The sequence below is a fragment of the Pseudoduganella sp. GW821-FHT05F09 genome, from assembly GCF_059419605.1.
Genome location: NZ_JBWKSD010000015.1, coordinates 1 through 19,472 on the forward strand (window position 1 = coordinate 1; position 19,472 = coordinate 19,472).

The 19,472-nt window shown below is 65.9% G+C and carries 19 protein-coding genes and 1 riboswitch; of the genes, 5 read left to right on the forward strand and 14 right to left on the reverse strand.

Annotated features, from left to right (window positions below; all coding sequences use genetic code 11):
• Positions 1–105 precede the first annotated feature (105 nt).
• From AC07S4_RS29620 to AC07S4_RS29665, 10 genes are all read right to left on the reverse strand, one after another.
• Positions 106–297: a hypothetical protein gene (locus tag AC07S4_RS29620; protein ID WP_494990001.1), complete on the reverse strand. Its 192-nt coding sequence runs from the start codon at positions 295–297 to the stop codon at positions 106–108.
• Between the two features lie 17 nt (positions 298–314).
• Positions 315–1,652 (reverse strand): ATP-dependent protease ATPase subunit HslU, encoded by a 1,338-nt coding sequence (gene hslU, locus AC07S4_RS29625; protein WP_494990002.1) that lies wholly within the window; start codon positions 1,650–1,652, stop codon positions 315–317.
• Positions 1,649–2,197 carry an ATP-dependent protease subunit HslV gene (hslV, locus tag AC07S4_RS29630; protein WP_494990003.1) on the reverse strand — a complete coding sequence of 183 codons (549 nt, stop codon included), beginning with the start codon at positions 2,195–2,197 and terminating at the stop codon, positions 1,649–1,651. The genes hslU and hslV overlap by 4 nt, the downstream gene beginning before the upstream one ends.
• Positions 2,198–2,358: 161 nt before the next feature.
• Positions 2,359–3,738 carry an STAS domain-containing protein gene (locus AC07S4_RS29635; RefSeq protein WP_494990004.1) on the reverse strand — a complete coding sequence of 460 codons (1,380 nt, stop codon included), beginning with the start codon at positions 3,736–3,738 and terminating at the stop codon, positions 2,359–2,361.
• Positions 3,739–3,884: 146 nt separating this feature from the next.
• On the reverse strand, positions 3,885–4,337 hold the full coding sequence (dksA, locus tag AC07S4_RS29640) for an RNA polymerase-binding protein DksA (protein ID WP_161074550.1): 453 nt from the start codon (positions 4,335–4,337) through the stop codon (positions 3,885–3,887).
• Between the two features lie 122 nt (positions 4,338–4,459).
• On the reverse strand, positions 4,460–5,524 hold the full coding sequence (locus AC07S4_RS29645; RefSeq protein ID WP_494990005.1) for a CobW family GTP-binding protein: 1,065 nt from the start codon (positions 5,522–5,524) through the stop codon (positions 4,460–4,462).
• 104 nt (positions 5,525–5,628) lie between these two features.
• The gene (locus tag AC07S4_RS29650; protein WP_494990006.1) at positions 5,629–6,558 is read right to left on the reverse strand and encodes a tyrosine recombinase XerC; all 930 of its coding nucleotides are present in this window, start codon (positions 6,556–6,558) and stop codon (positions 5,629–5,631) included.
• Between the two features lie 7 nt (positions 6,559–6,565).
• The gene (locus AC07S4_RS29655) at positions 6,566–7,234 is read right to left on the reverse strand and encodes a DUF484 family protein (protein ID WP_494990007.1); all 669 of its coding nucleotides are present in this window, start codon (positions 7,232–7,234) and stop codon (positions 6,566–6,568) included.
• 96 nt (positions 7,235–7,330) lie between these two features.
• Positions 7,331–8,626 (reverse strand): porin, encoded by a 1,296-nt coding sequence (locus AC07S4_RS29660; protein ID WP_494990008.1) that lies wholly within the window; start codon positions 8,624–8,626, stop codon positions 7,331–7,333.
• A 224-nt stretch (positions 8,627–8,850) separates the two neighbouring features.
• On the reverse strand, positions 8,851–9,927 hold the full coding sequence (locus AC07S4_RS29665) for a porin (protein ID WP_494990009.1): 1,077 nt from the start codon (positions 9,925–9,927) through the stop codon (positions 8,851–8,853).
• A 520-nt stretch (positions 9,928–10,447) separates the two neighbouring features.
• On the opposite strand from AC07S4_RS29665, the gene AC07S4_RS29670 reads away from it, so the two are divergent.
• Positions 10,448–12,034: a tetratricopeptide repeat protein gene (locus AC07S4_RS29670; protein ID WP_494990010.1), complete on the forward strand. Its 1,587-nt coding sequence runs from the start codon at positions 10,448–10,450 to the stop codon at positions 12,032–12,034.
• A 24-nt stretch (positions 12,035–12,058) separates the two neighbouring features.
• Here AC07S4_RS29670 and dapF read toward each other — a convergent pair whose 3' ends face one another.
• The 3 genes from dapF to AC07S4_RS29685 are packed head-to-tail and all read right to left on the reverse strand — an operon-like array spanning position 12,059 to position 14,696.
• Positions 12,059–12,922, reverse strand: coding sequence for a diaminopimelate epimerase (dapF, locus tag AC07S4_RS29675; protein ID WP_494990011.1), 864 nt, complete (start codon positions 12,920–12,922; stop codon positions 12,059–12,061).
• Positions 12,923–12,942: 20 nt separating this feature from the next.
• Positions 12,943–13,845, reverse strand: coding sequence for an LpxL/LpxP family acyltransferase (locus AC07S4_RS29680; RefSeq protein WP_494990012.1), 903 nt, complete (start codon positions 13,843–13,845; stop codon positions 12,943–12,945).
• Positions 13,842–14,696, reverse strand: a complete 855-nt coding sequence (locus AC07S4_RS29685; RefSeq protein WP_494990013.1) for a lysophospholipid acyltransferase family protein — start codon at positions 14,694–14,696, stop codon at positions 13,842–13,844. The genes AC07S4_RS29680 and AC07S4_RS29685 overlap by 4 nt, the downstream gene beginning before the upstream one ends.
• A gap of 187 nt (positions 14,697–14,883) precedes the next feature.
• On the opposite strand from AC07S4_RS29685, the gene metK reads away from it, so the two are divergent.
• The 4 genes from metK to metF all read left to right on the forward strand — a co-directional run bounded on the left by metK (position 14,884) and on the right by metF (position 18,856).
• Complete coding sequence (gene metK, locus AC07S4_RS29690) at positions 14,884–16,050, forward strand: methionine adenosyltransferase (protein WP_494990014.1); 1,167 nt, start codon at positions 14,884–14,886, stop codon at positions 16,048–16,050.
• 57 nt (positions 16,051–16,107) lie between these two features.
• Positions 16,108–16,184, forward strand: a riboswitch (S-adenosyl-L-homocysteine riboswitch).
• Positions 16,185–16,212: 28 nt separating this feature from the next.
• A complete protein-coding gene (gene ahcY / locus AC07S4_RS29695; protein WP_494990015.1) occupies positions 16,213–17,628 on the forward strand; it encodes an adenosylhomocysteinase in 1,416 nt (471 codons plus the stop codon).
• Between the two features lie 57 nt (positions 17,629–17,685).
• Positions 17,686–18,042: a phage holin family protein gene (locus tag AC07S4_RS29700; protein ID WP_161071525.1), complete on the forward strand. Its 357-nt coding sequence runs from the start codon at positions 17,686–17,688 to the stop codon at positions 18,040–18,042.
• Positions 18,029–18,856, forward strand: a complete 828-nt coding sequence (metF, locus tag AC07S4_RS29705) for a methylenetetrahydrofolate reductase [NAD(P)H] (protein ID WP_494990016.1) — start codon at positions 18,029–18,031, stop codon at positions 18,854–18,856. The genes AC07S4_RS29700 and metF overlap by 14 nt, the downstream gene beginning before the upstream one ends.
• On the opposite strand, the gene AC07S4_RS29710 is transcribed toward metF, so the two are convergent.
• Positions 18,853–19,452, reverse strand: coding sequence for a 5-formyltetrahydrofolate cyclo-ligase (locus AC07S4_RS29710; protein ID WP_494990017.1), 600 nt, complete (start codon positions 19,450–19,452; stop codon positions 18,853–18,855). The two genes, metF and AC07S4_RS29710, sit on opposite strands and share 4 nt — an antisense overlap.
• Positions 19,453–19,472 lie beyond the last annotated feature (20 nt).

Here is a 19,472-nt window from a genome sequence, read left to right on the forward strand (position 1 = left end):
GGAGCCGCATTCGGGGTCTGACCCCGAATGCGGCTCAGCCTGCTAGTGGTCGGCCTTGGCGGTGATTGAGGCTTGACCCCGAATGCGGCTCAGGCCGCTGGGGTGTCAGTCGTCGGATTTGGCGGGGTCGATTTTCTTGAGGGCGGCTTTGGCGGCGTGGCGCTGCGCGGCGGCGGGCTTGGCGTGCGGGCCGGCGGCGCGGTTCTTGGCCAGCGCCGCGTAGGGATTGCGCGGCTTTTGGGAGGGCTCGACGCGGAACTGCATCTTCTGCCGCGTCGCCAGTGCTTTGTTGGCCATGGTCTGCCCCCTTTCCCTTACAGCACGTAGCGCGACAGGTCTTCGTTCACCGCCAGCGCGTCCAGGCGCGCGTTGACGTAGCCGGCGTCTATGGTCAGCGTCTGCACGCCGCCTTCGCTGGCGCTGAACGAGATTTCCTCCAGCAGCTTTTCCATCACCGTGTACAGCCGCCGCGCGCCGATGTTTTCGGTGCGCTCGTTGACCTGGTAGGCAATCTCGGCCAGCCGCGTGATGCCGTCCGGCGCGAACACCAGCTGCACCTGCTCCGTGCCCAGCAGCGCTTCGTATTGCTTGGTCAGGCAGGCGTCGGTCGACGTCAGAATCCGTTCAAAGTCGGCGATCGACAGCGATTCCAGCTCGACCCGGATCGGGAAGCGGCCCTGCAGCTCCGGGATCAGGTCGGACGGCTTGGCCAGGTGGAAGGCGCCCGAGGCGATGAACAGGATGTGGTCGGTGCGTATCATGCCGTACTTGGTGTTGACCGTCGTCCCTTCCACCAGCGGCAGCAGGTCGCGCTGCACGCCGGCGCGCGAGACGTCGGCGCCGCCCACCTCGGAGCGCGAGGCGATCTTGTCGATCTCGTCCAGGAACACGATGCCGTTCTGCTCCACGTTCTGGATGGCTTTCTGCTTCATCTCGTCGTCGTTGACCAGCTTGGCCGCTTCCTCGTCCAGCAGCAGCTTCATCGCTTCCTTGATCTTGACCTTGCGCGCCTTCTTGCGCCCGCCGCCTATGCCGGAGAACATGGACTTGATCTGCTCCGTCATTTCCTCCATGCCGGGCGGGGCCATGATTTCCATCTGCGGCGCGGTGTCGGCCAGTTCGATCTCGATCTCTTTGTCGTCCAGCTCGCCTTCCCGCAGCCGCTTGCGGAAGGTCTGGCGCGTGGTGTCGGGCTTGCCTTCCTCCGCTGCGGCGGCGGTGGCGAAGCCGAAGTCGCGCGGCGGCGGCAGCAGGATGTCGAGCACGCGGTCCTCGGCGGCGTCCTCGGCGCGCGCGCGCACCTTAGCCATTTCGGACGAGCGGGTCTGCTTGATGCCGATGTCCACCAGGTCGCGGATGATGGTGTCCACGTCGCGCCCCACATAGCCCACCTCGGTGAACTTGGTCGCTTCGATCTTGATGAAGGGCGCGTCGGCCAGCTTGGCCAGGCGGCGCGCGATCTCGGTCTTGCCGACCCCGGTCGGCCCTATCATCAGGATGTTCTTCGGCGTGATCTCATGGCGCAGCGGCTCGGCCACCTGCTGGCGCCGCCAGCGGTTGCGCAGCGCAATGGCGACCGCGCGCTTGGCCTTGCCCTGGCCCACCACATGCTTGTCGAGCTCGCCGACGATTTCTTGAGGAGTCATATTCATTCCGCTTTCCCGTCCAGCGTTTCGATAATGTGGGACATATTGGTGTAGATGCACAGCTCGCCGGCGATGGTGAGCGATTTTTTCACGATCTCGGCCGGGCTCAGTTCGGTGTTCTCGGCCAGCGCCAGCGCGGCCGACTGGGCGTAGGTGCCGCCCGAACCGATCGCGCCTATGCCTTTTTCCGGCTCCAGCACGTCGCCGTTGCCGGTGATGACCAGGGTGGAGGTGGCGTCGGCCACCAGCAGCATCGCTTCCAGGCGGCGCAGCACGCGGTCGGTGCGCCAGTCCTTGGCCAGCTCGACCGAGGCGCGCAGCAGGTTGCCCTGGTGTTTTTCCAGCTTGGCTTCGAAGCGGTCCAGCAGGGTGAAGGCGTCGGCCGTGCCGCCGGCGAAGCCGCACAGCACTTTGCCCTGGTAGAGCTTGCGTACTTTGCGGGCCGTGCCCTTCATGACGATGTTGCCCAGCGTGACCTGACCGTCGCCGCCCAGCGCGACTTCCGCGCCGCGCCGCACGCACAGGATGGTGGTGCCGTGAAATTGTTCCATGTAGACCTCAAAAGTAGTGGCGCTCGCGCATGGCGCGCAACGCCCGCTGCAGATGCCGGCGCCAGTCCCTGACATGGGGATAGTGCGCGCAATTGCAAGACGCCGGCTCCGGCCGGGGCTGCGGCGCTGTACTTGCGTTAGTACTTGTCCTGGTACCTGTCCTAGTACTTGTGGGCGAAGATGCGCGCCACGCCGGCGTAGCCCAGCAGCCGCAGCAGGGCGGCCACCAGGTGGTTCACTTCCCGGAATTCTACTCTTCTGCCGTCCGCCGCGAGCTGCTGCAAGCGGCTCAGCAACAGGTTGGCGGCGCCGAAGTCCAGCCGCGCCAGGCGCGAGCAATCGAACACCAGCGCCGGGTACTGTTCGGCGTAGGCGCTGACGGCGTCCAGCAGCGCGGTGCAGCTGCCTTCCACCACGGCCGGCAGCATGAAGCGGTCCGCCGCCTTGCCCGCCGCCGCCACCGCCGCCGGAACGGTCGCGCGCGCCGCCGTGGCCACTTTGCTGGGCGCGACGAAGGGCGGCGGCGACACTTCGAAGGTCACGCAATAGTCCATGCTGGCTTCTTCGAAGTCTTTTTCGCGGTTCAGCAGCTGCAGCAGTTCCAGCAGCAGCAGCCAGGGCGCTTCGCCGCCGGCGCGGTCGCCCACGGCCAGCCTGCCTTGCAGCAGCGCGGCCAGCTCGGCGGCGGCCACCACGATCAGCTCGCGGCCCTGTTTTTGCAGGTTTTGCAGGGCGCCCAGCAGCAGGGCGCAGCCTTCGGCGTCGGCGCTGGCGATGGCGCTGAAGTCCAGGCGCAGCGGGACGGCGGCGTCGCTTGCGTCGATGCGCGCCAGCACGGCGGCGGCGCCGGCGTCCAGCGCCGCGCCGAACACTTGCGTGGGGGCCACGCCGGCATAGCCTGTGCCGGCGCCGCCGCCGGACGGGGCCGCAGCCGGCGCCGCCGCACCGCGCCAGGGCGGCGGCGAGGTTTCGAAGGTGCTGGCGTAGTCGATGGACAGGCTGTCGAACTGTTCCTGCTGGCCCTGCGCCTGGTGCAGGTCGAACAGCAGCCACCAGACGGTGCGGTCCTGCTGGGCGCCCAGGCCGGCGGCGGCGGCGTCGGCCAGCGCGCCGGCCAGCATCTGCTCGGCGACCGCGGCCTGGCCGTTGGCGTACAGGATGGCGCTTTCTTCCACCACCGGCGCGGTGGCGCTGTCGGCCACCGGGGCGGGGATCTCGTCGTCGGCCAGCAGCTGGGTGGTGCTGGCGTCGAGCAGGGGCAGGGTGGCGGGGTTGTCGGCGGGCGCCGGCGCGGTGTTCAGCACCGGGCGCGCGGGGCGGCTGCCCCAGGCCGGTTCCGGCGTGTTGAAGATGTCGGCCTCCATGGCCGCTTCGATGGCGTCGATTTTCAGCGCGGTGGCGCGCGCGATGTCGCGCTGCAGCTGGCTGTTGGCGGCGGCGCGCTGCGCTTCGCTGTTGGCGGCCAGGCGCGCGGCGTCGTCGTCGCCGTCCGGGGCGGCGGCGTCCGGCTTGCCTTTTTTAAACAGGGAAAACAGGCCCACGGCGTTCCTCGCTATGCTGGACTCCTAGTGTAGCCCAAGAGCAAGGCGGAAAACAAAAAAAGCATGCGGTGTGGCCGGCATGCTTTTTCGGGAGTGAGCCGCCCGCCTGCGTCCATACGCCGGGGAGGCTGGCGGCGGCGGACTGCTTAGTCGCCGTACAGCTTTTGCTTCAGTTCACGGCGCTGCTGCGCTTCCAGCGACAGGGTGGCGGTCGGACGGGCGATCAGGCGCGGAATGCCGATCGGTTCGCCGGTTTCTTCGCACCAGCCATACTCGTTGTTGTCGATGGCGACGATGGATTGCTGCACCTTCTTCAGCAGCTTGCGCTCGCGGTCGCGGGTGCGCAGTTCCAGTGCGTGCTCTTCCTCGATGGTCGCGCGGTCGGCAGGGTCCGGCACCAGCACGGTTTCGCGCAGGTGTTCGGTCGTCTCGCCGGCATTTTTCAGCAGCTCTTTTTCCAAGGATTGCAGCTTGGCCTTGAAAAACGCCATTTGCGCCGGATTCATGTAGTCGGCTTCGCCCATTTTCAGAATTTCTTCTTCCGTGAGGAGGCGGACTTCTTCGATAGCGGCGGGGGTCGATTTATTAGTTTTAGTCATCACTTCGCTTACCTTCGATACGACAGAGTTTTCAAATTTTCAGTTGCGCGATTGCTGGCAACCGCACCGGTGTGTTCCTTGTTGCTAAATCACCAACCGGTACCCCACAAAACCCGGTTAGTTTATACCAAACATTGTTCCAATCCGCTAATAAAGATGTCTTTCGGTAGATTCTTGCCAATAAATACCATTTTGCTGCCACGTTCTTCGCCGTCGGCCCATTTCGCGCCCAGGTCGCTGCCCATCAGCTGGTGCACGCCCTGGAACACCACCTTGCGCTCGGCGCCCTGCATCAACAATACGCCTTTGTAGCGCAACATGCGAGGACCGTACACGTTGACGAGTCCGCCCAGGAATTCGTCCAGTTTGGCGCTGTCGAACGGGCGCGCGCTCTTGAAGACGAAGGCGGCGATGTCGTCGCTGTGGTGGCTGTGGTGGCTGTGGTGGTGGTCGTGGTGGCCGTGGGCGTGGCTGGGGTGGTCGCAGTGCTCGCCGTGCTCATGGTCGTGGTGGTCGTGGCCGTGTTCCTCGGCGGCCAGGAAGTCCGGGTCCAGTTCCAGCTTCTCGTTCAGGTTGAAGCCTTTCAGGTCCAGCACCTCGGCGATCGGCGCGCTGCCGAAGTTGGAGTGGCTGATGGGCGCGCGCGGGTTGATGCGCTTCAGGCGCGGCAGCAACTCGTCCAGCACGGCCTGGTCCACCAGGTCGGTCTTGGACAGCAGCAGCTTGTCGGCGAAGCCCACCTGGCGCTGCGCTTCCTCGTTGGCGTCCAGCTGCTGCATGGCGTGGCGCGCGTCCACCACGGTGACGATGGCGTCCAGCATGTAGTGGGCGCCCACTTCCTCGTCGACAAAGAAGGTCTGCGCTACCGGGCCGGGATTGGCCAGGCCGGTGGTTTCGATCACCACGCGGTCAAAGTTGAGCTCGCCGGCGTTGCGCTTTTGCGCCAGGTTCGACAGCGCCACGATCAGGTCGCCGCGCACGGTGCAGCAGATGCAGCCGTTGTTCATCTCGACGATTTGTTCCTTGCTGTCCTGCACCAGGATTTCGTTGTCGATGTTTTCCTGGCCGAACTCGTTTTCGATGACGGCGATGCGCATGCCGTGGCTTTCCTGCAGGATGCGGTTGAGCAGCGTGGTCTTGCCCGCGCCGAGGAAGCCGGTGAGGATGGTGGTGGGAATGAGTGCCATGTCAGCTTGCCGATCAGTAGTTGGTGGCCCCTCGGGGCCGGGATCGAGCGATTATGCCGCAATTTGGGCAAGGCGGCCAAACGCCAGCCTTGACGCAGCGCATGCTATTTCACTTTGGCGCGCGGATGGGCTTTATCGTACACCTGGGCCAGGTGCTGGAAGTCCAGCGCCGTGTACACCTGGGTGGAGGCGATGGTGGCGTGGCCCAGCATGTCCTGCACGGCGCGCAGGTCGCCGGACGATTGCAGCAGGTGCGAGGCGAAGGAGTGGCGCAGCATGTGCGGGTGCACGCTGGCCGGGGCGCCGGTGGCCAGTCCGTGCGCTTTCAGGCGCAGCTGCACCACCCGCGGCGACACCCGCGTGCCGCGCGCACTGGTAAACAGCGCGCCGCTGCCGTCGGACGGCGGCGGGCGCACCGCCAGCCAGGCGGCGATGGCGGCCATGGCGGCCTTGCCCACCGGCACCGTGCGGCGCTTGCCGCCCTTGCCCAGCACGGTGACGTCGGCATTGTCCTGCTCCAGCCAGCCCAGCGCTTCCGGGCTGTGGCGCAGGTCCAGCCCGGCCAGCTCGGACACCCGCAGCCCGCTGGAATACATCAGCTCGAACATGGCCTGGTTGCACAGCTCGGCCGGCTCCGCCGGGCCCGCGTGCGCGCGCGCCGGGGTGGACACCAGCCGCACGGCGTCGTCCACCGGCAGGGCCTTGGGCAGGTTCTTGGGACGCTTGGGCGCGCGCACGCCGTGCGCCGGGTTGACCGCCAGCGGGGTCTGCCCGGCCAGCCAGTCGAAGAAGCCGCGCCAGCTCGACAGCTTGCGGGCGATGGAGCGCGGCCCCAGTTCCTTGCTGTGCAGCCGGGCCGCGTAGCGCCGCGCGTCGGCCTGGCCGAGCGCGTCCCACGGCGTGTCGCCGCTGAGGGCGGCCAGTTCGGCCAGGTCGCGCCGGTAGGCGTCCAGGGTGTGCGCGGACAGCTTGCGCTGCGTGCGCAGCTGCTCGAGGTAGGCGTGCGCCCAGTCGGCTTTGCCGCGCGCGCTCATGGCGGCCTTAGCCGACCAGCGGCGCCAGCGCGGTGCTGGCCGTTTCGCCGATGTGGACCAGGAAGTCGGTCGCCATCAGCGCGGTGAAGCGTTCGGAATCGGGCGAGCCCAGTATCAGCAGGCCGAAGGTGGCGCCCTTGGCGCCGGCGCTGCCCGGCTTGCGCAGCGGGATGATGACGGTCGACTGCACCGTGCCGGCGTCGTCCAGCCAGCGCACCGCTTCGAAGTCGTTGTTGGCGCCGCAGTACGGGGCCATCAGGCTGTTGGCGAAGATGCGCGCGTCGTCCGAAGCGCCGGCGGTGAACCACTGCCCGGCGTACTCCGGCTTGGCGCCCCACAGGCGCAGCGTGGCCTGCGGCACGTGGAAGCTGCTCTTCAGGCTGTCGGCCAGCACGCGCGGCATGGCGCCGTCTTCGCGCACCTGCAGCAGGGCCTGGGTCCAGCTGTGGAAGCGGCCGGCGATGGTTTCGTTTTCCTTGGCGTGGCGCGACAGCTCGGCCATGCGCAGTTCCAGCGCCTTGTACTTGTCGCGCATCACTTCCATCTGGCGCTCCTGCAGCGAGACGGCGCGCCCGGTCAGCGGGCTGGAGAGCTTGACCTCGCCGAGCAGGCTGGCGTGCTCCTCGAAGAAATGCGGGTGGTCGGTCAGGTATTGCAGTACGGCGGTGGCGTCCATTGTTCAGCTTGTGGGTTGAGAGCAAGCCACATTCTACCCGACGGCACAATAAAAAAGACGCCCGCAGGCGTCTTTCCGTGTGGCGCGGAAACGCGGTCAGAAGCGGTGGCGCATGCCCACCTGGATGCCCTTGCTCGAATCGCCCGGTTTTGCCGTGAAGCCGCCCGAGGCGCTGGCCGCGCCGATGGCGTACTGGCCGTCGTTTTCGTTCTTGATGTAGGCGCCCACCACATACACGTCGGTGCGCTTGGACAGGTTGTAGTCGTAGCCCAGGCCGTACTGGGTGGCGTCGCTGGCGTCGGCGCGCTTGTCGTCCTGGCGCACCACGGAGGCCATGATGCGGCCGGCGCCCATTTTGTAGTGGAAGCCGACCTGGTAGCTGATCGCGTCGAGCAGGAAGTTGCGTTTCAGCGCGGCGTTGGCCTGGCCGGCCAGCAGCGTGTTCAGCGGCGCCGGGAAGGCGGCGAAGGTCGGCGCCAGCAGGTCGCCCGCGTAGCGGATGATGACCGAATTCTCGTTCTTCTGCTTGTGGGTGCCGAGGAACAGCTTCCAGTTGTCGAAGGCGTAGGAGCCGGCCAGCGTGGTGGTCACCAGGCCGCGCGCGCCGACCTGGTCGGTGCCGTGGTTGTGGCCCAGGCCGACGTCCCAGCCGTTCGCCACGTAGCGCACATTGGCGCCCCAGGAGCGCTTGTCCATGCCGATGTAGCCCGATTTCTCGGTGCCGTACATGGCCGAGGCCTTCAGGCCGTTCGGCAGTTCCATGCGGTACTGGATCGACTTGTCGGAGCGGATCGCCACGCCGGCCGTCAGCAGGCCGCCGGTGCCGCCCACGATGCCGCCCCAGCCCGCCGCCGTGCCCGATTCGAACACGTCGCCGGCGTTCAGCACTTCGTAGCCCGGGGTGTACATGCGGCCCAGCAGCACGGCGCCCACCGGCGTCACCAGGCCGACCATGGAGGTGCGGTCGAACAGCGCGCCGTTGATGTTGACGTTGATGGCGGGATTGAGCGCGCCCTGCACGCCGGCCTTCAGTTTCTCGGCGGTGGCGGCGCCGCCGGCGGCGGCCGGCACGGTGAAGTTCAGGCCTTCGGTCAGCGCGAAGGTGGGGTTGCTGCTCAGGTTGCCCGTTTGCTGGCGCCCGGTGTCCAGTTCCACGCGCGCTTCCAGGTTGAAGATGGCTTTGTAGCCGCCGCCCATGTCCTCGGTGCCGCGGAAGCCGAGGCGCGAGCCGTCGGCAATGCCGCTGACCAGTTTGGTCTTGGCGTCCTGGCCGCCGTTTTTCACATACATCACGCCGGCGTCGGCGATACCGTAGATCTGGACCGAGGATTGCGCCATGGCCGGCGCGGCGAAGCATGCGGCGATACCCGCTGCGAGCAGTTTAGTTTTCATGCAGTCTCCAAAAGATTGATTTGTTTTTTTATTCTCAAAATAGTACGTGCGTACTAATCCGGTGCAACCAATATGACACGGCAATCGGGGCTTGTACAGAAAGCCATGTTGCATCGTTGAGCGCAGTTGCAAAAAAGTCACAGCGCTTTTTGGCTAGTGTTTTGCAAGGCTAAAAAAAACGGGCCCGCGAGGGGCCCGTCCGGTTCAGCTGAAGCGCGCGCGCATCAGAAGTTGTGGTGGATACCAACCGAATAGTGGTTGACCGTGCTGTCGTTGGTGGTGGCGGTGGTGGCCGGCAGCGGGGTCTTCTTGTTCGACAGGTCGAAGTAGATATAGGTGCGGGTCGAGATGTTGTACTCGTAGCCGATCGACGCCTGCTTGGTCTTCAGGATGCGGTCCGGCGTCTTCACGCCATAGCCCAGCAGCAGCTTGCCCGGACCCATGGTGTAGTTGGCGCCGACGATCCAGGCGTCGGTCTCGTGGTTGGCCGCGTTGGCCAGCACGGTATGGTCCATGTCCTGCTTCTGGTAGGTCGCCATCAGTTTCAGGGCCGGCATCGGCTTGTACGACGCGCCCACCGACCACAGCTTGGTTTCGATCGCGTTGCGCTCATAGGCGGCATAGGCGGCGAACTGGTTCAGCGTGTAGGTGGCGCTGGCGCCCCATGGATTGGCGGACGGCAGGGCGTTGACGCCGTATTGCGGCGCCAGCGTGGTGCCGCGGCCGACGATGGCGACGGTGTTGCCCAGCGCTTCCTTGGCGCCCACGGCCACGTTCAGCTGGAAGCCGTTGATCACCGGCGTGTTGTACCACACGGCGTTCGAGAAGCGGTTGCCCGAGGTGCCCGGCGGCGCCAGCGGATCGCTGGTGTAGCCGGCCACTTGCAGATTGGTCTGGTAGCCAGCCACGGCCGGCACGCCGCTCCATGGCTCGAAGGCGGTCGAGGTTTCCTGGAACGGGGTCAGGCCGCGGCCCAGGCGCACCGTGCCGAAGTCGCCCTGCAGGCCGACGCGGCTCTGGCCTTGGAACAGCGGACGGCTGTTGGCGCCCGAGGTGCTTTCTATGGTGCCGGTGTCCGGCTCGTAGCGGATCTCCAGCTGGAACAGGGCCTTCAGGCCGCTGCCCAGGTCTTCCACGCCGCGGAAGCCGAGTTTGTTGTTGTCGCGTTTGCCGATCTGGGCAGTGGTGCCGGTGGTTTTCGAAACGCCGGCATCGACGGTGCCGTAAATAGTGACGGACGATTGCGCATGAGCTCCAGCGAAGGCGCCCATGAGTGCCAGGGCCACTAATGATTTTTTCATTTGTTCTTCCTTTTATGATTAATCGATCAAAGAGCTTAAACATGAGCTGCCGAATGCACTGCAGCCGTCTGCTTTGAACCTTAATTGCTCGCTGCGCCCACGGCGAAGGATTGGTCGATTATGAGGGCTAGTATTGGTCAAAAGCCAAAAAAATGTGGTTTCGTGTTGTATTTTTGAAACGCTTGAATAGCTGTCCACTGCATGCTGAGCGGCAAGGTTTCCTTTCGTTTAGTTAATGGGATTGCAATCAGCGTACACGCTTTGCTGTGCTGCGGAATTTGAGCAATATCAAACACTTAGCATTTAATATTTCACACTATAGGCAATAAAACGACACTTGGCCTTACTGCGCTAGTTGGAATGTGGCAAGATCAAGCCATAAAAGGCGGCCGGGCACATGACCTGGCCAGCCATGCCGCAGCGTTTTTCTTGAATGAATCATATTAATAGTGGAACGATGGCAAATCGTGAAGAACTAGTAATGATCAGAGGGGCGCGCGCTGGAGACTCCCAATGCCAATTGGCGCTGGGTAAACTGTATTTGTTCGGTGGCGCCAGCCTGCCGCAAAGCCTGCCTACCGCCCTGCATTGGCTGCACCGCGCCGCCAAGCAGGGACGGGACGAGGCATGGCGGCTGATCGGCAACCACGTGGGCTACGAACACGCGCAGCACAGCCGCGAAGCCATCCTGCCCTGGTACGAGCGGGCCTGGGAGGCCGGCGTGCTGCCGGCCGGCCTGGTGCTGGCCCAGCTGGTGCTGAACGCGCCGCCGGGCGAAACCGACACGGCCAGCGCGCTGGGCGCTTTGGGCGCCCTGGGCGCGGCGGCCGCCGGCGCCGGCTCCTCGCTGCGGACCAAGGCCATGCAGGCGCTCGACGCGGCGGTGCGGGCCGGTTTGCCGGAAGCGCTGCGCCTGGTGGCCCTGCAGCAGCGGCCGGCCGCGGCGCCGGCGCCGCTGTCGCAACAGCCGCCGCGGCATCCGGCGCCGGCGGGCGCGCCGGTGCTGGTCAGCACGCTGGCCTATGTGGCGCTGGACGAGGCCTGGGGCACCCAGCCGCGCGCGGTGTTTCTCGAGCAGGCGCTGCCGCTGGTGCGCCAGCTGCTGCGCGACGCGCCGCCGGACGCCGAGGCGGCGCGCGCCGCCAACTGGCAGATCGCGCCGCAGCAGGTGCAGCTGCTGGCGCGCTGCGCGCGGGCGCTGGCCGGCGCCGCCACCGGGGCCGACGCGAATATGGAGCTGGACCCGGAAGCGGACGCGGACGGCATCGGCATGCGCTGCCGCGAGCTGGCAGCGCACGGCGGCGAGCGCATCGCCCAGTTGTCGCTGGGGCTGTGGTTTGCGCGCATGAACCGGGACGGCGAGCGCGTGCACGGCGGCATCGCGGCGGCCAATTTCAAGCGCGCCATCCGCTGGCTGACCTTGGCCGGAGAGCAGGGCCTGGCGGATGCCTGGTTCGCGCTGTCGCGCATCTATTTGAAACCCGAATTTTCCCAGCGCAGCGTGAGCGAGGCGCAGGCCTGCCTGGAGCGCGCGGCCGATCTGGGCCACAGCGCGGCGCAGCTGGAGTGCGGCATGCACGCCTGGCGCACCCGGCGTGGCGGCGAGCAGAATGACGTGCGCGCGGCCTACTGGCTGCAGAAGGCCGCCGCCCAGGGCTGCGCCGAGGCGCAGGCGGCGCTGCGGCGCATCGCGCCGGACAGCGGCGGCGGCTGGGCCGCCAGCCTGCCGGGCGTGAGCCGGGAATTGCTGGGCAGCCAGCCTTTGCTGGCGGCGCGGGTGGAACTGGCGGGATGGTTCGGCCTGAGCCGGGCCGAAGCGCTGCTGCTGGATGTGAAGGCGGCCGACCAGGGCCATTGCCTGGTGGTCGATATCCGCGCCAGCTACGGACGCGGCAAGCGCCGCCTGGTGCTGGTGAGCAATGCCCAGCAGCGCCAGGCCCTGGACCGCATCAGCCGGCTGTTCGACAGCGTGGATGCCGGCCTGGACGGCCCGGAAGGCAACTACCGCCAGCGCCTGTACCGGCTGAAAACCTGGCTGCCCGGGGAGGAGGCCGAAGCCGGGCACGCGCAGGACGGCGCGCCCGGCGGCCGGCTGCAGGCCGCCTGAGCCGGGCTGGCTTGCAGCGCCGGCTTAAATCTCGATCTCGCCTTCGTACACCGTCACGGCCGGGCCGGTCAGATACACCGGCTGGCCTTCGCCGGCCCAGGCGATGGCCAGCTGGCCGCCGCGCGCGTCCACCGTCACCGGCGAGTCGAGCAGGCCGCGGCGGATGCCGGCCACCACGGCCGCGCAGGTGCCGGTGCCGCAGGCCAGCGTTTCGCCCACGCCGCGCTCGAACACGCGCAGGCGGATGTGCTGGCGGTTTACCAGCTGCATGAAGCCGGCGTTGACCCGGCGCGGGAAGCGCGGATGGTGCTCGATCAGCGGCCCGGTCAGCTCCACCGGGGCGGTGTCCACGTCGCCCACCAGCTGCACCGCATGCGGGTTGCCCATCGACACTACCGACACCAGCACGGTTTCCTTGTCGCCGCCCAGTTCCAGCACCAGCGGCCACAGCATGTCGCGGCCCTCGGCCACGCCGTCCAGGCCGTCCGCGTCGAAGGGCACGCGGGCCGGCTCGAGCACGGGCGCGCCCATGTCCACCGTCACGTTGCCGTTGTCCTCCAGGCGCGGCGCGATGATGCCGGCCATGGTTTCCACGCTGATGCTGCGCTTGTCGGTCAGCCCTTTTTGCGTGACGAATTTGGCGAACGCGCGCGCGCCGTTGCCGCACTGCTCGACCTCGCCGCCGTCGCTGTTGAAGATGCGGTAGCGGAAGTCGCAGCCCGGCTGGGTCGGCTTCTCCACCACCAGCATCTGGTCCGCGCCCACGCCGAAGCGGCGGTCGCCCAGCTGCTTCCATTGCGCGGGCGTAAAGTCGATCTGCTGGCTGATGGCGTCGATGACCACGAAGTCATTGCCGGCGCCGTGCATCTTGGTGAATTTGAGTTTCATAATCGATTGGTGTTGTGGGCTTAGCGCGCCTTGCCGTAGAAGGAAGGCTCGCCGTTGGGGCGCGTCTTGAAGCGCTTGTGGGTCCAGAAATATTCGGCCGGGGCCTCGCGCACGCGCTCCTCGATAAAGGCGTTCATGCGGCGCGTCGCTTCCACCATGTCGGCACCGGGATAATTATCCCATGGCGCATAGAATTTTACCTGCCAGCCCTGGTAATCGGGCAGGAAGGTGGAGATCACCGGCATCACCTGGGCGCCGGTGGCCGCCGCGATGCGGGCCGTGGCCGACAGCGTGGCCGCCTGCACGCCGAAGAAGGGCACGAACTCGGCGTCCTTCTCGCCGAAATCCATATCCGGCAGCATGAAATAGGGCAGCTTCTCCTTCAGCGCGCGCAGGATGGGCTTGATGCCGTCCAGGCGGGTGAACAGGCGCACCGGCTTGAAGCGGGCGCGCCCGTCGCGCAGCACCTTGTCGAACACGGCGTTTTTCTGCTGCACATACATGGACGAGGCCGAGGCCTGCATGGCGATGGCGGCGCCCGCCACGTCCAGGCAGACGAAATGCGGACACAGCAAAATGGTGGGCCGGCCCGTCATGGCCGCCACCGGGATGCCGGCCGATTCCGGGTGCGCGCCGTCGTAGGAGACCACCTTGATCAGGCGCTGCAGGCGCTGCTCGGAGGCCCACCACAGGATGGAGCGCTCGAACACGCTGCGCGCGTAGGACTGGAAGTGGCGCCGCGCCAGCGCGGTGCGCTCGGCCTCGGACAGTTCGGGCAGGCACAGGCGCAGGTTGACCAGGGTGATGTCGCGGCGCGGCTTCATGATAATGAACAGCAGCGAGCCGACCGCCGTGCCGAAGCGGCCCAGCACCGGCAGCGGCAGCCAGTGCAGCAGCCACATGAATCCCAGCAGCAGCCTCATGGCGCCTCCGCCTTGGCGGCCGCTGCGGCCGCGCCGGCCGGCACCTTGTAGCGGTTGTAGCTCCAGTAATATTGCGCCGGGGCGCGCGCGATCAGTTTTTCCATGGCGGCGTTGATGGCGCGCGCCTGCTCGGCGGTGTTGCCGTCCAGCGCGCCCTCGAAGGGCACGAAGCGGATCACATAGCCGCGCCCGAACGGCAGCCGCTCGGCGTAGGTGACGATGACCACCGCGTCGCCCATCTGCGCCAGCTTGGCCGGCAGGGTCATGGTGTAGGCGCTGCGGCCGAAGAAATCGGCGAACACGCCTTCGCCCTCCTGCGGCACCTGGTCCGGCAGCAGGCCGATCGGCAGGCCTTTTTTCAGCGTCTTGGCCAGCATGCGCACGCCGGACATATTGGCCGGCGCCAGCAGCAGGTTTTTGCGCGCGCGCGCGCCCTCGATCAGCGGCTTGAGCGCGGCCTGCTTGGGCGGCCGGTACATCACCATCAGCTCGGTGCGCAGCGCGATTTCCTGCGCCACGATTTCAAAACAGCCCAGGTGTGGCGTCAGGAACACAATGCCGCGTCCGGCGTCCAGCGCGTCCTGCACCAGCTCCCAGTTCTCGGTGCTGGCGTGGCGCGACACGCGCTCCGGTGGCGCGCACCAGATAAACGGCAATTCCAGTATGCTTTTGCCAGCCTCGGCAATCGCAGCGCCCAGGTGGCGTTCGAAGCCGGCCTGGCGCATATTCTCGCGCATGCGGCGGCGGTGCGAAGGCGACAGCAGGTAAACCAGCCAGCCGAGCGCGGCGCCCAGCGCATGCAGCACGGGCAGGGGGAAGACGGAAAGTAGGCGGAATAGGGTGACAAGCATGGATGATTCAGATCAGGCAAAAAGCTTTGCTTTGCCAAAAGTTTTTAAAAGAAGCGTAAAATACCACGTATGAAGGAACCGCTGAGTTAACAGACAACTTGCGAAGCGGAATATAAATATCGCTAAAGCGTCGCAAGCCGTATTGGTTGTTGCGACATGTTTACCAAACCAGTATCAGGAGCTTGCAATGTCGAACGACTATCTCTTCACCTCGGAATCCGTCTCCGAAGGCCACCCCGACAAGGTTGCCGACCAAATTTCCGACGCCATCCTCGACGCCATCCTGGCGCAGGACCCGAAAGCGCGCGTGGCCGCCGAAACCCTGTGCAACACCGGCCTGGTGGTGCTGGCAGGCGAGATTACCACGTTCGCCAACGTCGATTATATTCAAGTGGCGCGCGAAACCATCAAGCGCATCGGCTACGACAACACCGACTACGGCATCGACTACAAGGGCTGCGCCGTGATGGTGTGCTACGACAAGCAGTCGCCGGACATCGCCCAGGGCGTGGACGAAGGCGCGGGCCTGGACCTGGACCAGGGCGCCGGCGACCAGGGCCTGATGTTCGGCTACGCCTGCGACGAAACCCCGGAACTGATGCCGGCCGCGATCTACTACTCGCACCGCCTGGTCGAGCGCCAGTCGCAGCTGCGCAAGGACGGCCGCCTGCCGTGGCTGCGTCCGGACGCCAAGTCGCAAGTCACGCTGCGCTACGTCGACGGCCGCCCGGTGTCGGTCGACACCGTGGTGCTGTCGACCCAGCACGCGCCTGAAGTGAGCCACAAGCAGATCGAAGAAGCCGTGATCGAAGAGATCATCAAGCCGGTGCTGCCGGCCGGCTGGCTGAAGGACACCAAATTCCTGGTCAACCCGACCGGCCGCTTCGTCATCGGCGGCCCGCAGGGCGACTGCGGCCTGACCGGCCGCAAGATCATCGTCGACACCTACGGCGGCGCAGCCCCGCACGGCGGCGGCGCCTTCTCCGGCAAGGATCCTTCCAAGGTTGACCGTTCGGCCGCCTACGCCGCGCGCTACGTGGCCAAGAACATCGTGGCCGCCGGCCTGGCGCGCCAGTGCCAGGTGCAGGTGTCGTATGCGATCGGCGTGGCCCGTCCGATCAACATCACGGTCTACACCGAAGGCACGGGCGTGATTCCGGACGACGCGATCGCCAAGCTGGTGCTGGAACACTTCGACCTGCGTCCGAAAGGCATCGTGCAGATGCTGGACCTGCTGCGTCCTATCTACCAGAAGACCGCCGCCTACGGCCACTTCGGCCGCGAAGAGCCGGAATTCACCTGGGAGCGCACCGACAAGGTCGCCGCCCTGCGCGCCGCCGCCGGCCTCAATTAAGCAACACCTTCCCGTGGCCAGGCTGGACCTGGCCACGGGTTTTTCTGCTAGAATTCCCTTCCCGAGGAGCGCTGCGACCCGCCAGACAACACCAGGCAGGCCAGGCTCGGAAATCAACACCGCGCTCACGTTACTTTTTTCAACCATTGAAAGGAGGGCGTGATGAACGCCGTACTCAAAACCTCGCAAGACTACATCATCGCTGACATCGGCCTGGCCGCATGGGGCGAAAAAGAAATCAAGATCGCTGAAACCGAAATGCCCGGCCTGATGGCCATCCGCGAAGAATTCGCGGCCGCGCAGCCTTTGAAGGGCGCGCGCATCACCGGTTCGCTGCACATGACCATCCAGACCGCCGTGCTGATCCGCACGCTGGAAGCGCTGGGCGCGCAAGTGCGCTGGGCGTCCTGCAACATCTACTCGACCCAGGACCACGCCGCCGCCGCCATCGCCGCCGCCGGCACCCCGGTGTTCGCCGTCAAGGGCGAGAACCTGGACGAATACTGGGAATACACCCACCGCATCTTCGAATGGCCGGGCGAGGGCGTGTACTCCAACATGATCCTGGACGACGGCGGCGACGCCACCCTGCTGCTGCACCTGGGCACCCGCGCCGAAACCGACATCTCGGTGCTGGCCAATCCGGGTTCGGAAGAGGAAATCTGCCTGTTCAACTCGATCAAGGCCCACCTGGCGAAAGACGCCACCTGGTACTCCAAGCGCCTGCCGGCCATCCTGGGCGTGACCGAGGAAACCACCACCGGCGTGCACCGCCTGTACCAGATGCACAAGGAAGGCAAGCTGGCTTTCCCTGCGATCAACGTTAACGATTCCGTCACCAAGTCCAAGTTCGACAACCTGTACGGCTGCCGCGAATCGCTGGTGGACGGCATCAAGCGCGCCACCGACGTCATGATCGCCGGCAAGATCGCCGTCATCGCCGGCTACGGCGACGTGGGCAAGGGCTCGGCGCAAGCCATGCGCGCGCTGTCGGCGCAAGTGTGGGTCACCGAAATCGATCCGATCTGCGCGCTGCAGGCGGCGATGGAAGGCTACCGCGTCGTGACCATGGACTACGCCGCCGAACACGGCGACATCTTCGTCACCTGCACCGGCAACTACCACATCCTGACCGAAGCGCACATGCTGGCCATGAAGGACCAGGCCATCGTCTGCAACATCGGCCACTTCGACAACGAGATCGACGTCGCCGCGCTGAAGAAATACGAGTGGGACAACATCAAGCCCCAGGTCGACCACGTGATCTTCCCTAGCGGCAAGCGCATCATCCTGCTGGCCGAAGGCCGCCTGGTGAACCTGGGCTGCGGCACGGGCCACCCGTCGTATGTGATGTCGTCCTCGTTCGCCAACCAGACCATCGCCCAGATCGAGCTGTTCGTCAACACCAAGGACTACCCGGTCGGCGTGTACGTGCTGCCCAAGCACCTGGACGAGAAGGTCGCCCGCCTGCAGCTGCGCAAGCTGAACGCGCAGCTGACCGAGCTGACCGAAGAGCAGGCCGCCTACATCAATGTGAAAAAAGAAGGCCCTTACAAGCCTGAACACTACCGTTACTAATCAGTGACCCGGGCCGGCTCGCAGCCGGCCCTTTTGTTATGCACTGCGAGGCTTTTTATGCGTTTGGTCCTTACCTGGTTAATCAATGCCGCGGCGCTGTTCGCCGTGCCCTACCTGATGCATTCCGTCGATGTCACAAGCATAGGCGCAGCCCTGGTCGCAGCCTTAGTGCTGGGCCTGGTTAACACACTGATACGTCCCGTCCTGCTGCTGCTCACCCTGCCTGTCACGGTGCTGTCGCTGGGCCTGTTCATCCTGGTCATCAACGGCTTCATGTTCTGGCTGGTGGCGCACTGGGTCGACGGCTTCCATGTGGACAGTTTCTGGGCTGCCATGGGCGGCGCGATACTCTACAGTGTGATTTCCTGGGCGCTATCCACCTTACTTCTGAAGAATGCCGATGGACACCCATAATTTTAGTATTGAATTCTTTCCGCCCAAGACGGCGGAAGGCGCGGAGAAGCTGCGCGTTGTGCGCGCCAAGCTGTCCGAGCTGCATCCCAAATATTTTTCCGTCACCTTCGGCGCCGGCGGCACCACGCAGACCGGCACGCTGGACACGGTGCGCGAAATCCTCGCCGCCGGCGAAGACGCCGCGCCGCATTTGTCCTGCGTGGGCGGCACGCGCGAGTCCATCCGCGCCATCCTCAACGAATACAAGTCGCACGGCATCAAGCGCATCGTGGCGCTGCGCGGCGACTTGCCGAGCGGCTACGGCGCCTCCGGCGAGTTCCGCTACGCCAACGAGCTGGTGGAATTCATCCGCGCCGAAACCGGCGACTGGTTCCACATCGAAGTGGCGGCCTACCCGGAAGTGCACCCGCAGGCCAAGTCGCCGCAGGACGACCTGCTGGCCTTCGAGCGCAAGGTGAAGGCGGGCGCCAACGCCGCCATCACCCAGTACTTCTACAACGCCGACGCGTATTTCCAGTTTGTCGAGCAGACGCAAAAGCTGGGCATCCAGGTGCCCATCGTGGCCGGCATCATGCCGATCACCAACTACACGCAGCTGATGCGCTTCTCCGACATGTGCGGCGCCGAAATCCCGCGCTGGGTGCGCCTGAAGCTGGCCAGCTTCGGCGACGACAGCGCCTCCATCAAGGCCTTCGGCCTGGACGTGGTGACGGGCTTGTGCGAACGCCTGCTGGCGGGCGGCGCGCCCGGCCTGCACTTCTACAGCATGAACCAGGCGGCGGCCACCACGGCGCTCTGGCAGCGGCTGGTTTAAGCCAGCTCGGTCAGCACGGCATCCAGCGCGATGTCGTGGCTGTCATCCGGAAAGTCGGCTTGCAGGCAGGAATAGGCAATGCCGACGGTCGCCGGGCGCGGCGCGCGGGCCAGCGTGCGGTCATAGAAGCCGCCGCCGTAGCCCAGCCGGTAGCCATGCCGGTTGTAGCCCAGGCAGGGCACCAGCAGCGCGGGCGGATACGCCTCCATGCGCAACTGCGCCGGCACCGCCACCCCCATCGCATCCTTCACCATCGCCTCGCCGATCTGCCAGTGCGCGAACTCCAGCGCCGCATCCTTTTGCACCACCACCGGCAGCAGCAGCCGCACGCCGCGCCGCGCCAGTTCCGCGTAGGCCGCGTGCAGGTCCGGCTCGCCGCTCAGAGGCCAGTACACGCCCAGCACCGCCACCTTGTTTTTGCGCTGCCAGGCCAGCACCTGTTCGCACAGCGCGCGGTCCCACTGCGCGCGCAGCTCCGGCGCCAGCGCGCGGCGCGCCGCCAGCATCTGCTTGCGCAGCGCCGATTTCGGCTGGCCGCCCTCTGGCGGAGCTAGGGGCTGGGGTGGGTTGCGTGGTATTCTAGGGTCGCTGCTCATGTCTCGGATATGTCTTGAAT

Excerpts from the sequence above, each read along its gene's own strand:
- AC07S4_RS29620 (WP_494990001.1), bottom strand. The coding sequence starts at position 297 with ATGGCCAACAAAGCACTGGCGACGCGGCAGAAGATGCAGTTCCGCGTC.
- hslV (WP_494990003.1), bottom strand. The coding sequence starts at position 2,197 with ATGGAACAATTTCACGGCACCACCATCCTGTGCGTGCGGCGCGGCGCG.
- dksA (WP_161074550.1), bottom strand. The coding sequence starts at position 4,337 with ATGACTAAAACTAATAAATCGACCCCCGCCGCTATCGAAGAAGTCCGC.
- AC07S4_RS29655 (WP_494990007.1), bottom strand. The coding sequence starts at position 7,234 with ATGGACGCCACCGCCGTACTGCAATACCTGACCGACCACCCGCATTTC.
- AC07S4_RS29660 (WP_494990008.1), bottom strand. The coding sequence starts at position 8,626 with ATGAAAACTAAACTGCTCGCAGCGGGTATCGCCGCATGCTTCGCCGCG.
- hslU (WP_494990002.1), bottom strand. The coding sequence starts at position 1,652 with ATGAATATGACTCCTCAAGAAATCGTCGGCGAGCTCGACAAGCATGTG.
- AC07S4_RS29645 (WP_494990005.1), bottom strand. The coding sequence starts at position 5,524 with ATGGCACTCATTCCCACCACCATCCTCACCGGCTTCCTCGGCGCGGGC.
- AC07S4_RS29650 (WP_494990006.1), bottom strand. The coding sequence starts at position 6,558 with ATGAGCGCGCGCGGCAAAGCCGACTGGGCGCACGCCTACCTCGAGCAG.
- AC07S4_RS29700 (WP_161071525.1), top strand. The coding sequence starts at position 17,686 with ATGCGTTTGGTCCTTACCTGGTTAATCAATGCCGCGGCGCTGTTCGCC.
- AC07S4_RS29665 (WP_494990009.1), bottom strand. The coding sequence starts at position 9,927 with ATGAAAAAATCATTAGTGGCCCTGGCACTCATGGGCGCCTTCGCTGGA.
- AC07S4_RS29680 (WP_494990012.1), bottom strand. The coding sequence starts at position 13,845 with ATGAGGCTGCTGCTGGGATTCATGTGGCTGCTGCACTGGCTGCCGCTG.
- dapF (WP_494990011.1), bottom strand. The coding sequence starts at position 12,922 with ATGAAACTCAAATTCACCAAGATGCACGGCGCCGGCAATGACTTCGTG.
- metK (WP_494990014.1), top strand. The coding sequence starts at position 14,884 with ATGTCGAACGACTATCTCTTCACCTCGGAATCCGTCTCCGAAGGCCAC.
- metF (WP_494990016.1), top strand. The coding sequence starts at position 18,029 with ATGGACACCCATAATTTTAGTATTGAATTCTTTCCGCCCAAGACGGCG.
- ahcY (WP_494990015.1), top strand. The coding sequence starts at position 16,213 with ATGAACGCCGTACTCAAAACCTCGCAAGACTACATCATCGCTGACATC.
- AC07S4_RS29685 (WP_494990013.1), bottom strand. The coding sequence starts at position 14,696 with ATGCTTGTCACCCTATTCCGCCTACTTTCCGTCTTCCCCCTGCCCGTG.
- AC07S4_RS29710 (WP_494990017.1), bottom strand. The coding sequence starts at position 19,452 with ATGAGCAGCGACCCTAGAATACCACGCAACCCACCCCAGCCCCTAGCT.